Annotated in this window: 15 protein-coding genes and 1 pseudogene; 2 read left to right on the plus strand and 14 right to left on the minus strand. The window is 62.3% G+C overall.

What is annotated here, in order from left to right:
• The first annotated feature begins 449 nt into the window (after positions 1-449).
• A complete protein-coding gene (locus BM162_RS19325) occupies positions 450-1,049 on the plus strand; it encodes a sce7726 family protein (RefSeq protein WP_093425227.1) in 600 nt (199 codons plus the stop codon).
• Here BM162_RS19325 and BM162_RS19330 read toward each other — a convergent pair.
• The 3 genes from BM162_RS19330 to BM162_RS19340 are packed head-to-tail and all read right to left on the minus strand — an operon-like array spanning position 1,003 to position 3,846.
• Positions 1,003-2,094, minus strand: coding sequence for a beta family protein (locus BM162_RS19330; RefSeq protein WP_093425229.1), 1,092 nt, complete (start codon positions 2,092-2,094; stop codon positions 1,003-1,005). The genes BM162_RS19325 and BM162_RS19330 overlap by 47 nt on opposite strands.
• On the minus strand, positions 2,081-3,370 hold the full coding sequence (locus BM162_RS19335) for a helix-turn-helix domain-containing protein (RefSeq protein WP_093425231.1): 1,290 nt from the start codon (positions 3,368-3,370) through the stop codon (positions 2,081-2,083). Before BM162_RS19335 ends, BM162_RS19330 begins: the two co-directional genes overlap by 14 nt.
• On the minus strand, positions 3,367-3,846 hold the full coding sequence (locus BM162_RS19340) for a DUF6932 family protein (protein ID WP_093425233.1): 480 nt from the start codon (positions 3,844-3,846) through the stop codon (positions 3,367-3,369). The genes BM162_RS19335 and BM162_RS19340 overlap by 4 nt, the downstream gene beginning before the upstream one ends.
• Positions 3,847-4,047: 201 nt before the next feature.
• Between BM162_RS19340 and BM162_RS23635 the strand changes: the two are divergent.
• Positions 4,048-4,150, plus strand: a pseudogene (locus BM162_RS23635) (integrase core domain-containing protein); the annotation flags it as partial.
• Between the two features lie 246 nt (positions 4,151-4,396).
• On the opposite strand, the gene BM162_RS19350 reads toward BM162_RS23635, so the two are convergent.
• The 11 genes from BM162_RS19350 to BM162_RS22980 form a co-directional block, all read right to left on the minus strand.
• Positions 4,397-5,668 (minus strand): TRAP transporter large permease, encoded by a 1,272-nt coding sequence (locus tag BM162_RS19350; RefSeq protein ID WP_093425237.1) that lies wholly within the window; start codon positions 5,666-5,668, stop codon positions 4,397-4,399.
• Positions 5,665-6,156 carry a TRAP transporter small permease gene (locus BM162_RS19355; protein WP_093425239.1) on the minus strand — a complete coding sequence of 164 codons (492 nt, stop codon included), beginning with the start codon at positions 6,154-6,156 and terminating at the stop codon, positions 5,665-5,667. The genes BM162_RS19350 and BM162_RS19355 overlap by 4 nt, the downstream gene beginning before the upstream one ends.
• Before the next feature lie 54 nt (positions 6,157-6,210).
• Complete coding sequence (locus BM162_RS19360; protein WP_177215270.1) at positions 6,211-7,248, minus strand: DctP family TRAP transporter solute-binding subunit; 1,038 nt, start codon at positions 7,246-7,248, stop codon at positions 6,211-6,213.
• Positions 7,235-8,182 (minus strand): NAD(P)-dependent oxidoreductase, encoded by a 948-nt coding sequence (locus BM162_RS19365; protein WP_093425243.1) that lies wholly within the window; start codon positions 8,180-8,182, stop codon positions 7,235-7,237. Before BM162_RS19365 ends, BM162_RS19360 begins: the two co-directional genes overlap by 14 nt.
• Complete coding sequence (locus tag BM162_RS19370; RefSeq protein ID WP_218153143.1) at positions 8,179-8,535, minus strand: putative quinol monooxygenase; 357 nt, start codon at positions 8,533-8,535, stop codon at positions 8,179-8,181. Before BM162_RS19370 ends, BM162_RS19365 begins: the two co-directional genes overlap by 4 nt.
• Positions 8,499-9,839 (minus strand): NAD(P)H-dependent oxidoreductase, encoded by a 1,341-nt coding sequence (locus tag BM162_RS19375; protein ID WP_245759347.1) that lies wholly within the window; start codon positions 9,837-9,839, stop codon positions 8,499-8,501. The genes BM162_RS19370 and BM162_RS19375 overlap by 37 nt, the downstream gene beginning before the upstream one ends.
• Before the next feature lie 238 nt (positions 9,840-10,077).
• Complete coding sequence (locus BM162_RS19380; RefSeq protein WP_093425247.1) at positions 10,078-10,989, minus strand: LysR substrate-binding domain-containing protein; 912 nt, start codon at positions 10,987-10,989, stop codon at positions 10,078-10,080.
• A 42-nt stretch (positions 10,990-11,031) separates the two neighbouring features.
• Entirely contained in the window at positions 11,032-11,559 is a 528-nt protein-coding gene (locus BM162_RS19385; protein WP_093425249.1) for a 2,4'-dihydroxyacetophenone dioxygenase family protein, read from the minus strand.
• Positions 11,560-11,578: 19 nt separating this feature from the next.
• On the minus strand, positions 11,579-12,322 hold the full coding sequence (locus tag BM162_RS19390) for an SDR family NAD(P)-dependent oxidoreductase (RefSeq protein WP_093425250.1): 744 nt from the start codon (positions 12,320-12,322) through the stop codon (positions 11,579-11,581).
• A complete protein-coding gene (locus tag BM162_RS19395) occupies positions 12,280-13,053 on the minus strand; it encodes a FadR/GntR family transcriptional regulator (RefSeq protein WP_093425252.1) in 774 nt (257 codons plus the stop codon). The genes BM162_RS19390 and BM162_RS19395 overlap by 43 nt, the downstream gene beginning before the upstream one ends.
• 246 nt (positions 13,054-13,299) lie before the next feature.
• Entirely contained in the window at positions 13,300-13,440 is a 141-nt protein-coding gene (locus BM162_RS22980; RefSeq protein WP_177215271.1) for a putative endonuclease domain-containing protein, read from the minus strand.
• Between the last annotated feature and the right edge of the window lie 899 nt (positions 13,441-14,339).

A 14,339-nucleotide genomic window follows, 5' to 3' on the forward strand; every position in this document is an offset into this window, starting at 1 on the left:
CGGTTCGTCGCATTCCGCGGCGGTTCAAGCGACCCCAGTAGACCAGTTCGGGGGTCATGGCCATGAGATCCGCGTGTTGCTGTCGTTAGGCTTCCTGAGGACCAGTGAGTAACATAATAATCCTTACGAGCTGACGTGAACTGCCATACGGAGGCTCGCCTTCCGATGGCGTGCCTGCTCTCTTGCCTGCTGCCCGCGAGCCCTTTTTTGCGCCCCCCAACGCAGGCCCCACGTTTCGCGGCCCACGCGAGATCGTCGTTCAGCGCGATACTGAACTCGTCGAGGATGGCGCCAAGCTCAGGTAGCCTTCCAAGACCGATGGCAGGCTGAGGTGGCGGTGCTGTTTCTGCCATGTGGCATGACGTGGCACCACTTCAGCAGCGGAGTATCTCGACGCGGATTTCGTCCTGTGTTTGATACTATCATCGAAAAACAAGGGATCAGCGGAAGTGGGAGCCCTCGGAAAAAATAGCGAGCGCAGGATCCGAACTGCACTGAGGACGCGTCACCTTCGACACCATGATGGACGCCATAATGTGTTGATGATCGACGAGCTTGGGCTTGCCCACGCTCAAAGTCGTATCGATTTGGCTGTCTTCAATGGTCACTTGCACGGCTACGAGATCAAGAGTGCTGTCGACACGCTCGATCGCCTGCCGCGCCAACTCGCGATCTACACGCGTGCACTCCAGAAGCTTACCCTCGTCGTTGCTACCCGTCACCTCGACGCCGCAGAGGCGATCGCTCCGGATTGGTGTGGGCTGACCGAGATTGTCGAGGGACCGCGCGGTGGCATGACGTTCGCGAGCCGTCGACGGGCACGTCTAAATCCGGGTCTTGATCCGTTCATGCTGGCGCACTTGCTCTGGCACCAAGAAGCGCAGGACTTGTTGCGCGCGCGCGGTGCCTCAGAGGCCGACGTAAATGCACCTCGGAAGCGGCTCTACCGTTTGCTCGCAGATGAGGTCCCGGTCCGCGAGTTGGCGCCCGCGATCAAAGCGGCTATGGCGTCGCGAACAAGGTGGCGAGATCATCCGCGACCGTCGTAATGTGATGGTTGATCGCGACGTCTTTCCAGCGCGATAGGTTGCTCGGGCTCTCCGCCATTACTGCGCAGTCCGCGATGTACTTGTCGCCATAAGAGAAGCTTGCCCCCCGAAACGCGAAGGCGGGATCCTTGACCACCTCGGCGCAGTGCGTGTGCATCTGAGCTGGATCGTCCCGAAACGCGCCACCTTTACGCGTCGCCCAAGTCTCGGGCGTCGTGTAAACGATTTTGCCTGCGGCCTTTACCTTTCGCATGTCCACCGCGGTGAACTCGGGGTGCACGATGGTATGGTCCCCGTAAATTGGGCGCCGCATCCCCGCAGGCATCGTGGCCATCAGCTCTTTGAAGAATAGCCAATCATGTCGCGGGATCTCATCCGTTCCCTTGGCGAGCTGCACGAAGGAGTCCGGGATCGCCGTTCCCAAAACGACGAGGTTGCGCACCTCGTGGAGGTTGCCCAGCCGTTTCATGGCGGCCGTAAGCGCAGTCGCGAAGACCCTGTATGGCTGAAAGTTGCGCGCTCGAAGATCGATGATCACGTCCAGCTCTCCGAGCCCAATGCCAAGGCTGCTCGCGAAGTTCACGATCGCCTTCCGTGGATTGCTTCCCATGAGATCTTCGAGGCGAAGGAGCACGGCGGCGCCCTGACCGTCCGCAGCCACCCCACGAGCGGCAGCGTCCATCGTGTCGGAATCGACTTCTAAGGGCAAAGCAGGGATTGCGACCGCACCGTTCGGACGCAATCCGTCGAGCACGTAGTCGAGCGGATGCGCATTGTTGTCCATTCGCTCCTCCGCAATCGTCGTATCGATGGCGACCCAAGCCGGTCGCTTGCCCCATTTCGCAGTGAACCGAGCGATGAATGGATGGACGTGCTCGTGGACGGATTTCTTCGGCTGCCACAGCTCGAAGTCGAACTCGACTGGTGGAATAGTGATGAGGGGCATCACGCGATCCTTCACCGCCGACGTCAGGCGAAAGAGGGCTTGGTACTCCCCCTGCCGCCATCGCAGGGCCGGCACATAGGTTTCTTCAGACAAGTTCATCGCCATCGTCCTCGAACTGCGACGCAACCTGATCCTGGCCGATTAGATCCCCAAGAATGGTGTAGTCGCCGCGCTCCTTCCGAATGCGCCCGGCGATGATGCTGGGGTCGATGCCGAGGTTCTTCGCGTCGATTCGCACCGCCTCCTCGGACAGCGCGAAGCGCGACAGGCACTCGTCCCACTTCGACTCCGGTATGAGGCTATCGAGCGCGAACGCATCGGCCTCGCGCTCCACTTTGTCGTCGCCGGCCGTTTCCTCCTCATCGAAGAAATCGTAGCGCAGCCCGTCTGTGAGATGCAGAAACACGTGTCCCAACTCATGCAGGAGCACGAACCAGAAGTTGTCGAGGCGATCGAACCGCAGCGTCAGACCGATGACCGGCCGGCCGTCGCGATCGAGCATGGCTCCCCCATCGAGATAGGTGCCTGACAGGTGCTTCTCCGTGACGAGGATGACGCCCTTGGACAGAAGGAGCGTCTGAGCCTGCTTTGGGCCGTCCTTGCGCCGCGTGAGGGCAACGAGATCGGCGATCCAGCGATCGTCGGCAACGAATTCCGGTGGGTCGTGAGTATCCACGATGTCTCGGGCTCGCTCCAGGACGCGCGCTTGCCAGGCGAGCAGCGCATACTCGTTCGGCACCGAACTGCCATGCATCTTCTTGCGGTGGTAAGCGCTCGCGAACTGCGGCCCGGCGGTTCGCATGAAATATTCGCGTGCAAGCTGGTAGACGTCTGCCTTTCGCGGCACGTGAAACCAGCCGCGCTTTGCCATCTCGCGAGCAGGCAATTGCTTCCAAACCACATCGTCGATATCCGACCATGAGAAGACGGCCCCTTTAGAGGTGTCGTCGCTCTCGAACAGCCCACTTGTGTGGACGTTCAGGGCCTCACACACGTCGATCAGTCGATCGAGGCTTGCCCCCGAATAGTCTGAGGCCTCATAGCGTTGAATTTGCTGCGCCTTCATACCAAGCCTTTCGGCAAGGTCGGTCTGGCTCAAGCCGGCGGCGATCCGCGCCTGGACGAGCACGGACGGCAGGTTCTCCAGCGAGTGCGTCTTGGCGAATGTGATCTCGCCCGACTTCAGTAGTTCGTAGTGAGAGAGTTCAGCCTCCAGAGTCGCGATCTGGCTCTTGATGGCATCGGCTTGGGCATCGCGCAACCAGTCCTGCTTGCCGGTCGCATCGATGTTCTCGGCCTGAGCGGCAGCAAGCGCGTCGCGGAGCTTGCTCAACTGCCCTTCGGTTATGGCGTACTGCTTGTCGCTGTAGATCATGACGTCACCGTGGGTTGGAGCATCGGGTCGGCCGAAAGGTTGATCGCGACGATGCCCTTAGGGGCCCCGGTGAAGCGATCGACTTGGAAGAAATCGAGAAAAATGGTCCCGGCCCGATCGGCCGGGATCGTGGAGGGGAACAGCTCTCCATGATACTTAGCCTTCTGCGCCGCTCGGTTATTTTCGAACGTGAGCAGCACTGGATCAAGAAAGGCCCGATCGACGCTGGTCGGGTCCCAGCACGCATCGTAGTCGCCGGGACGCGGTTTGGCCGTCACGAAGCTCCCGTCCAGGAAGGCGCGCCGGCATCCCGCACCCCGGAGGTTGGCTAAGGCAGCGATGAATCCCGTGAACTGCACCCGACGTTTCGAGTTGGATGTGAAGCGCGTCTCCACCTCGGCAAGGGTCGCCAAATGGACGCCGGGCGGCAGGATGGGCCACGGCGAGCCGGGCAAATCAATGTGATCCGGAATCATACTTACAACGATAATGTTGTAACACGCCTCCGGTCAAGATCACAGCGGCGCGGTCAGAAGAAATGCGCGACCCGCGAGAAGGGCTGCGATGGAGGGGACCGACGTGGGCTCGTCGGCGAGCACGTGCAGGTAGCCAGCGCTAAAATAGTTATCGGTGCCGTGCTAATGGTCATGTGCGTGTATGTGGACGTGGTAATGACCGGGACCGTGCGCGACGAACTGCTTAACGTGACCATGTATCGCAACCTCGCTCATGCGAGGATCGTGATCACCGCCCGGGCCGCTGACCACAACATCGAACGCACGCTTGCGTTCTGCCTTGGACTACCAGACCCCGACTACGCTCGGAATCGGCACGTGACCATCGCGCGGGTCCGGTATTTGCCAATCCGGTTGCCGCCTGCACTTGATTCAGAATGCTCGCAAACAGTACCGCCGGATGCTGCTCCTGTCATCTTGGCCTGTGCTGCGCCTCTCGCCTGCGTCGTACAACTCGAGGCATACCGGGCATCCTTTGCGTTGCGAAGTCGCCGCGCCAAGAAAAATCCAATTATGTAAGCCACCGCGCCGGTGCCAACACAACTTCCGGCACTGCAGCGATCAGCACGAGCACAGCGATGTTGAGAGCGTAGAATGGCAGCGCCGCCAGAACCAGTCGCTCGACCGGCACCTTAGAGACCTGGGCCGTCGCAAAGAGACACGTCCCGACGGGTGGAGAAGCGAGCCCTACTGCAAGACTCGCCGTCATGAAGATGAGAAAGTGGAGCGGCTCCACCCCTGCGGCGGTCGCAGCAGGTAAAAGGACAGGTATCAGCATGAGGGCAGCCGCCACGATGTCCATCAGCATCCCCACGATCAGAAAGACCACGCCCATGAAGAGCAGCGTGACGAACGGCGTCCCTGCCACCTGCGACAACAGCCCAGAAGCCTGTTGCGGCAGCATGTCTACAGTGAACACGAAAGTCGCGGCGCTCGCGACCATCAGGATGAGTAGGACAGACCCGGCCGTCTGGCCGGCGACGACGATGAGACCAATAAACTCGCGCCATTTTAGCTCGCGGTGCACGGCCATTCCGACGATGAGTGTGTAAAGCACAGCCAATCCCGCCGCCTCCGTCGGCGTGACAAAGCCGGAGAACATGCCAGTCAGGATGATGACTGGCGCACCGACAGACGGAATTGCGCGCAGGATGGCGCGCAGGCTCCGACGACTGTCAAACCGGGCGACGGTTCCGTACCCGCGCCGTCGAGAAACGTACACGTTGTAGGTAGCCAAGACTGCCGCGAGCAGCAGGCCCGGCCCGAGACCTCCCGCCAACGCCGCGCCGACGGATTGTCCGGCGGAGGCCGCCGCCAAGATGATCAAGATTGAAGGGGGCACCAAGGTTGCCAGAGTGGCTGTGATCAGTGTTAAGGCTGCGGCGTATGGCAACGGGTAACCACGCGTTGTCATTGCGCGTATCGAGATGGGACCCAGGCTGGCAATGTCCGCAACGGAAGATCCGGATATGCCTCCGAAGACGAAGCTGGAGGCGATGTTGACGTGCCCCAGACCACCTCGAAAACGGCCAACGACAGCCTCGGCCGCGTCGAAGATCCGCTCCGAGAGCCCGCCCCTCTCCATGATTTGTCCCGCGAGAATGAACAGCGGCACCGCGATGAGGAGGAAGGAATTGATCGAGGTCGCCATCGTCTGGGTGATCATCGACAGCGGAAGCCCATGAAACCACATGGTACCGACTGCTGCGACGCCCAATGCCAGCGACAGCGGAACATCCAGAAGCGCAAGGACAGCGAACGCTGCGAGGAGAAAGAGGCTCATGCTTCCACCTTGCCGTGAAGCGGCGCGTAACGGTCCGTTTCCGCAGCGTGGATGAAGGCACCCAAGACGGCGAGCACTGAACCCACGACAATTGGCACCGTTGCGACCCACATGCCGACTTGGAGGATTGGCGAGATCTCACCGAACCGGAGCTGCTGCTGGAGCAACTCGAAGCCGAACCAGCCGACGAGACCGAAGAAGAGTGCGGCACAGAGCGGTGTCAGAAAGCGCAGGATCACCTGCACGGGCCGCGGCAGAAACACCGACAGGATGCTGAGGGAGGGGTGGTGGCCACGGCGAAAGCCGGCAGCCATCCCGAGCCAGACCGTCCAGATGAACAGGAAGCGAGAGAGCTCTTCGGTCCAGGAGATCGAGTCGCCGGCCAGCCGCGATCCCACTTGAAGTGCAATCAGACAGGTCATGCCGACAACCGCCGCGAACAGCAGGATGTCAACTGCCGACCAAATGGCCCGCTCTAACTTGGCCATGCGGACTCCTCCCTATGGCGTTGAAGGGCAGCAGAAGCTGCCCTTCAAAAAGTCTCAGTTGTTCTGCACGAATTCCAGGCTCTGATCCATGAAATCGGAGCCAATTTGCTCGCGGAACTGGTCGTAGATGCCGCGTGCGACCTCCTGTGTCTTCTCGAGCTCGCCGTCGGAGAAACGATTGACCTGCATCCCCTCGCCTTTCAGCTTCTCGATGATTTCCTCCTCCTGGGCGATCTCTTCCGCGTCATGCTCCTTGATCATCTGCGCGGCGGCCTCTTCGACGGCCGCACGGTGTTCCTCCGGAATTTGCTCCCACGCGTTGTTGGAGAGGGCGAGAACATAGCTGTCGGCGAGATGCTGAGTCATGTTGAGGTGGTTTTGGACCTCATAGAACTTGTTGTTCCATGGCACCTCGACCGGGTTCTCCTGTCCGTCGATCGCCTCAAGCTGCAGCGCGCTGTAAACCTCGGAAAAGGCCATCGGCGTCGGATTTGCGCCGAGTGCGTCGAAGAGCTGAACGAAGAGCGGATTGTTCGGCGTCCGCAGTGTGACACCTTCGAAATCTTCCAGCGCCGTGATCGGGGTCTCGCGGCTCGTCACATTCCGGAACGTGCGGATGAAGAAACCGAGACCGTGGATGTCGAGGTCGTCGAGTGACGCGAGGAGCGTCTGGCCGGGTTCACCCGCGAGGTAACCCTGAAGCTGATCGTAGTCCTTGAACAAGTACGGAAGACTGATCGCATTCATGCGCGGCTCAAACGAGGCGTAGACCGAGCTCGCCAAAATCAGCCCGTCGAGCGCGCCGGAACCGAGCTGGTTGACCGCGGCGTTCTGATCCTTTCCGAACAACACGCCGTCAGGGAAAACCTGGAACTGAACCTCTCCGCTGGTCTTCTCGTCCACTAATTCGGCGAAACGGCTCGCCGCCCGTCCAACGGAAGACTGCCCGGGGTCGGCCACGGCAAGCCTCAGGGTCGTCTGGGCCTGTGCCTCCGCGACGAACCCAGGAAGCGCCGCGGTCGTGGCCATCACCCCGCCGACGAGCCCGAACATGGCCCGGCGCGTGAACTTGAAATTGCTAAGTTTCATCATCTTTCCTCCCTTGATGAACTCGTTCGAAGATACCGTTCCGCTCTCCATCGGAGAGCCGACCGTTCCGACGCCTCAGTTCGAGGATCAGCGCGCTATGGTCGAGTTCTCCACCGCCACCGTCGACAAGCGCGGAGAACAGGTCATGAGCGAGATCCAGCATCGGAAGTTGCAGCCCAAGGTCGCGCGCCAGCGCCTGTGCTGCGGCGGTGTCCTTGATCTGGTACTTCGCCGGTCCGCCCGGAGTGAAATCACCGTCGATCATCCGCTGCCCGTGCATCTCGAGGATGTGCGATCGGGCGAAACCACCCAGCAGGGCTTCCCGCACCTTCGCTGGATTCGCACCACCGGCCTCGGCCATCAGCAGGGCTTCTGAGACGGCTACGAGGGTGCTGGCGACGGTAAGCTGGTTCACAAGCTTGGCGAGTTGACCGGTTCCGACCGGTCCGATGTGAACCGGTCGGCCCAGGGCCTCGAAGACAGGACGTGCGGCTTCAACCTCTTTTCGGTTGCCCCCAACCATGATCGAGAGCGTTGCGGCCTTAGCGCCGGCCTCCCCGCCAGAGACCGGCGCATCCAGCCACCGCAGACCCAGTTCTGCGGCCCTTGCGGCGAGCTCCCCCGCTTCGGCGACCGAGATCGAACTCATCACCACCAGCAACGCCCCGCGTGGCATGGCGGCGGCGACACCCTCGTCCCCGAACAGCACCTCGCGGCAAACGGGGCCGGAGCTCAGCATGACCACGGCCATTTCGCAGTCGGCACAGGCGGTGCGCGCGTCCAGGCTGACGGCAACACCGTGCTCCTGCAGCTTTTCGGACTTCTCGGCCGTCCGGTTCCACGCGGTGACACGAAACCCTGCGGCCGCGAGATTTGCGGCCATCGGAGCGCCCATGAGTCCGGTACCCAAGAACGCTATGCGACTGGAAGCGCTCAAGTGTCGCCTCCCGGATGCGTGCGCTCGAGAAACCGCGGGGGAAATTCCTTCGAGACGAGCGGCAGGGCCTTGCGAAACCGAGCGAGATGCGGTGTCTGAAGGTGCGCGTCAAACGCCGTTTGGCTCTTGTAAACCTCGTAAAACACCACGCGCGCCGGGTCGCCCTGCTCCACCGAGACATCGAACTGGAGGCACCCTGACTCGTCGGCGACCGAGTGTCTTGCATCGTCGCCGGCGGCCTCGAGAAAGCCACCAAGGCGCTCCGGCGGCACCTCGAACTCGGCGATTACGACGAACTGCCCTGAACGCTGCGGCATCAGGCGGCCACCGACTTCGTGGCCATCTTCCTGCACTGCTCCTTGCGCACCTCGACGACGTCGAGATCCTCGACAAGCTCCACGTCGGACATGCGCACCACCTGGTCCCGCTTTACCGCTTTCTTCAGGCGGACATTGTGCGCCAGCCCGATGGGCAGCGCATCCAAGGTGAGGCTGCGTTCCGCGGGAATGGCCTTCGCCCAGACGGCGTAGCCGCCTTCCCCGTCCAGCATGTCGCCCGGCGCCAGGTCCTTTTTCGCGGTTGCAACTGCGTCGCCGCGAAACTCTTTGCAGGTGCCCGTCGGTTCTCCGCGCAAGGTGGCCGAGAGAACACTCACCGACGTCTCCAGCCCGATCAGGTGGAAGGGTCGCCACATCGAGCCGTACCAGCCCGACTTGTCCGTCAGCAGCCCATACTGCTGGAAGCAATCGCGCGTGTAGGCGTCCGGGGCCTTGAAGGTCACAAACATGCCGTAGCGGATGTTGTTGAGCACTTCGCGTCCATCCGGCTCCTGGCTCGCCGCGATATCGACCAAGCCTGCCTCTGGCAGCCGTCCGCCATCACTCGCGGGCTTGAACACGCTGGCGAGATCCTGGAGCCCCGACGGGTAGAACGCGAGGCCGTCATCGGGGCAGTCAAGGCCAGTGCCGTTCGCGACAGCCGCCATCTCGATCGCCGCCTTCGTGCCGTCGGTGAAGGAATTGTACATTTTCGGGTTGAAGTCGCCTGCAGCAACTTCTTCCTCGCTCCAACCGAAGTAGCCCCACACAGTGTCGGGCGTGGAGTAACGATACGGCGGCTCAAAGTTCATGCCCTTCCCGGCCGAAATCAGTTCGAATCCGCAGGAACGGACCCAGTCCACGAGCTCACAGATGAACGCAGGCTGATCGCCATAGGCCATCGAGTAGACGAGCCCCTTCTCGCGAGCCTTGGCGGCAAGGAGCGGGCCGCACATCACGTCGGCCTCCACGTTGACCATCACGATGTGCTTGTTGCCGTCGATCGCCTTGAGCGCGTGCCGGACCCCAGCAAGGGGGTGGCCTGTCGCCTCGATGATGCAGTCGATGCCCTCGAAGGTACAAAGCGATCCGGCATCCTCGGTGACGTGCGTCGCGCCTGTGTCGTAAGCGTCGGAGAGGGAGCGCGCACTGTACTGCGCAGCTTCCCATCCCACCCGATCGAGGGAGGCCCGCGCCTTACCGGCATCCAGGTCGGCTACGCCGACGATGTGGTAGCCGGGAATCGTCCTTGCCTGCGCCAGCACCATCGAGCCGAACTTGCCCGCGCCGATCAGGCCCACGCGGACAGGACGGCCTTCGGCATGTCGCTCGGCGAGCATCGCTGACAAGTTCATTCCTTCACTTCCTCGTTCTCGATGGCGCTCACGCCACGTGTTCCATTAGGCCCCCGATCCCGAGCGGGTGCCGGAGCGCGACCATCACCGTTCGCCCATAAGGCGTCGTGGTCTGTTCCCGGTCGAGAGCCTCCCTCTCACGGCCGCCGCAGCGTGCCGCCCACAGAGTGTTGCGCACCGCAACCCAACAGCACAATTGAGTAATTCTTTTCGATTGATCAGCTTATCTAAGCATTGGGAGATCGAGGGCGGATCGCCATTCTTCCGCTTCCGCACGCACCCAATCTATAAACCGCCGAACGTGGCGACGCCGCGTGTTCTGGTGCGGGCAGACGAGCCACTGCGTGCAGAGTTCGACCTTCGGCACCTCTGCCACTGGGATGTGCAACCGCCCCTCCCGAAGCTCCCGATCCATCATCAGCGCGCTCTCGAGCGCGATCCCCATCCCGGAACAGGCGGCGTCCACGGTCATGTGTGAGCGGTCAAAGAGCACGCGGCGCCGCGCCTCGAGATCCGGATGCCCAGCAAGGCCAAACCAGTCCCGCCATTGGACCTGGCACTTTACCGACACGATCATGCGGTGGTTGGGAATGTCGGAAATAGCGAGATCGTCGAGCCCCGTGAGTGTCGGTGCACAGACGGGCAAAAATGGCTCGTCCACCAACGGCTGTACGTGCAGCCCGGGCCATCGGCCCGTTCCGTGGTAGACGCCAATATCCACTGTGTCTCGTGCGAAGTCGGTCGGTTCGTTCGAGCCGTCAAGGTGCACGTCGAGATCGGGGTTGGCATCCAGGAAGCGCGGCAGGCGCGGCAGGAGCCACTTCGTTGCGATCGACGGCGATGCGCGCACTGTCAGGAGTGTTGTTGTCTGCGCGCCGCGGATCCGGTTGGTGGACGTGATGATGTGCTCCACATCCTCTGCAATCATCTCGTAGTACTGCTCGCCCGCCTCGGTGAGGCGGATCTTCCGGCCGACTTTCGCAACCAGGACCTTGCCGACCTGCTCCTCGAGATTGCGAAGCTGCTGGCTCACCGCAGACGGTGTCACGCCAAGTCGTTCCGCCGCGGCCGCGACGCTCTGCTGCGTCGCGACCTCGTAGAAGACGCTGATGGCGCGGAACGGGATTTGGCTCACCTCGCGCTCCGGCTCGAGTCACTGCGGTCCGGCATCGGAGAATCAGCGAATGAACTGCTGTACGAAGTCACGCCCGAGCCCGACCTTCTCATAGTGCGCCCTGCACAGATCGACCTTGGTAAACACGTCCTCATATCCAAGGTGTTTTCCCCACGGATCCACGTAGTACATGATCCCGTTCACCTGGAAGAGCGTGATCATCTCCTCCACGTCATTCGGGACCACCAGCGTGTGCGTCTCGCCGGGCGGTTCGTAGACATACCCCCCCTCCTCGGCGACCCAGTCGTGCTCAAGGTAGTGCCAGCGTCCCTTCAGCACGAAACCGTGCACGGGATTGGGGTGCCGGTGACGGGTGAGGACTCCAGCCTTCCTGACCTTGAGAAGGTTCACCCAGTACCCCTGCGATACATTCAGGCAGAGCGGGCGGAACCACACGTTTTCTGCCTGCGGTACCCAGACGCGGTCATCCTCCGGGATCGCGTGCGGGACCACAATGTCCCTGCCCGCCTCCGCGGGCATTGGCAACTGGTACGGCATCCGGGCCTGTTCATCGGTCTGAGTCATCTTCATTCTCCAAGAAGTGGCGGTATCAAGCGGCCGAGAAGCCACCATCGACAGGCAGGATTGCCCCGGTCACGAAAGCAGCGGCGGGCGAAGCAAGGAACTGGGCGGGTCCAGCCAGATCCTCGGGGCGCCCCCACCGGCGCATGGGCGTGCGGCCAAGGATCGCGTTGCTTTTAGTCTCGTCCTGTCCGAGCGCAGCGGTCAGCGCGGTCTCGATCCAGCCGGGCGCAAGCGCATTCACACGGATCCCGTCCGCCGCCCACGCGACGGCCAGGGACTTGGTGAGTTGCCCTACCCCGCCCTTCGAGGCGGCATAAGCCGGCGATGTCCCGCTGCCGAAGAAGGTCAGCATCGAGGCCGTGTTGATGACGCAGCCTTTCGCAGCCTTCAGAGAGGGAAAAGCGGCCTCACAGCACCTCTGCGTGCCGTTGAGATTCACGTCCACGACCTCGGCGAAGTCCGCCTGCCGGAACTCTGCGCCTTGGCGCCGGATGATCCCGGCACAATTCACCAGCACGTCCAGCCGGTCAAAAGCCGAAAAAAATGAGCTGATGGCTTCCGCCTCACGCACGTCGAGCACGACACTCTCCACCCCCGCTGGGACTTCGTCGTGCCCTACCCGCTCGTGTCCGGTCGCAATTACGGATGTCCTGTCCTCAGACGCAAAGCCGGCGGCAATAGCGCGCCCGATGCCCGTTGATCCGCCGACGACGACTATGGTTTTGTTCAAGATGTTTCCTTCCCTTCGTCCAGTACGTCTTGCTCGCACTCAATCGCCCTGCCGCTCAGCCGCTCCATCGCATACTCGCTGCGCTGCAGGAGCCTCATCATCGCCGCTTGCGCACCTTCGGGGTCACCAATGCGAATAGCGTCGAGTACGGCGCGGTGGTTGGCCAGGTTCGCCTCATAGTTCCCTGGCGGATCGATAAGAGCCTCGAAGGACCTGCGAAGCGCGTGAATGATCGAGCGCGTAATCGACTGGAAAAACCGGTTGCCGGAGGCGTCCGCCACGGCGACATGGAAGGCAAGATCGGCCGAAACTCTCGCCTCGAAGGCCCCGTCAGTGGCTAATGCGGCCATCTCCGCATAGGCATCGGCGATTGCGGCGACATCCTCGATGCTTGCACAATGCGCCGCGTCGAAGGCGGCAGCCGGCTCGATGATCTGGCGCATGCGCCCGAGCTCCTGCAGGAACATTCGATCGCACCCAATTTCGAGACCGAACCAGTCCAAGACGTCGGAATCGAGAATATTCCACTCGGCGCGTTCAAGAACCACTGTACCTCGTCGCGGCGCGACGCGGACGAGCGATTTCGCCGCCAAGAGCTTCATGGCTTCGCGAAGGGTATTGCGAGAGACACTGAGTTCTTCCGCCAGCTCCTCCTCTCGCGGCAGCCGTTTTCCCTCCGGGTAATCCCCTCGAAGGATCCGGCTCCCGACAGATTGTGCGGCAAGCGCAGCGCCAGAGCGCCACGCGACGAGGCGTGAGGTCTCTTTCATTGGTAGGATGAATAAGCGACCTGTCCCGCCTGGTCAACTTCGGGAAATCGACTGCGCACGCTCTCGGCGGGGGTGTGCGAAGTCGAAAGCGTCAAGATCAAAGAGCCATGCGGTGATCTGCTCCTTTGCCGCCCGGGAAGAACGAGCACTCCCCCGTCACAAGCAGTCGCCGAAGGTCGACTTCCGACCGGTTACGAGGCTCCTGCCCTCTCCGCTGTGGTTCCCCGACCCGTCGTGAGCGTCACCTCATTTGGAATGATACAGCGCCCCGTCGCACTCCACCTCGGCGAGGTAAGCGCCGGCGAAGTCCGGGTGCACGATGCCCATGTCGATCCGAACCCCGACACGCCGGTTTGCGAACGCACCGAAGGTGATCGAGAACAGCATGACGTCCCGCTCGTCGGCGAAGAATCACTCCAGCCGGGGGTCGGCTCGGCGCACCTCATCGAGCAGGTCGAGGATCAAGGACTGCTGCTCGCCGTTGAAGGTGATGACGCCCATTGTCGGCCGGTCCGCCTCCGGCAGGTCCAGCCAAGAGACGAGCTTGCGCCGGATAAGAGACGTGATCGCTTTCGCCTCGGCGGCATTCGTGCGGCCCCGCCCGCGGGCATACGTGCCCTCGACGCGGTGGAACCTGATCTCCTCCGAGGCCGTCGACGGCGCCGGAAAGGTTACGTGCCCGTCGCCGTAGTAGTGGTGGTTGGATTAGGCTGGCGATGATCACGGTTCGAGATTCGGTCATGCGGTTGCGTCTAACCGGCGCGCCGCCGAAACGACAGCACGGCATTGTCGGCGCGGTGCGGTCTTGCATACGGATCTCAGCCCGAGCGCCCCCTACCCCACGAGATGAGACTATTTCGCGCGCCGGTGTGCCTCACGCCCCCGGCCCTCCGCACCCACGCTGTCAGGCCGTGCGATAAGAGCAGGTCTGCCTCACGAGCACGGAAGTCCGCCGATCGACGGGATCGGATCAAGCTGCTTGGCGGACACCCCTCCCCTTCCTCAGCCGACGCATGCGGAACCGTCTGCCTCGGCGTGCCTGGCGGTCGCGGGGCCGAAAAGTTTACAGCCGCCATCGACGTCTCGACGTCGATGGCGACCGCTTACCGCGAGCGCGTCCCCGCCGATGTCAGTGCTACCTCCCGTAGCGGACGGCTCGCCATCGGCAGACGATGATGGTCGCGCAATCCACCCCCGGCAGAGTAGAGGCGCCGCTCCGGGAAGCGCCGTCACCGTGTCCGGTCGGCTGGCCGCATGAAGCCGGCGAAGTAGTTGCTGAGCGCGTC

The sequence above is a fragment of the Tranquillimonas alkanivorans genome, from assembly GCF_900115595.1.
Taxonomy (GTDB): Bacteria; Pseudomonadota; Alphaproteobacteria; order Rhodobacterales; family Rhodobacteraceae; genus Tranquillimonas; species Tranquillimonas alkanivorans.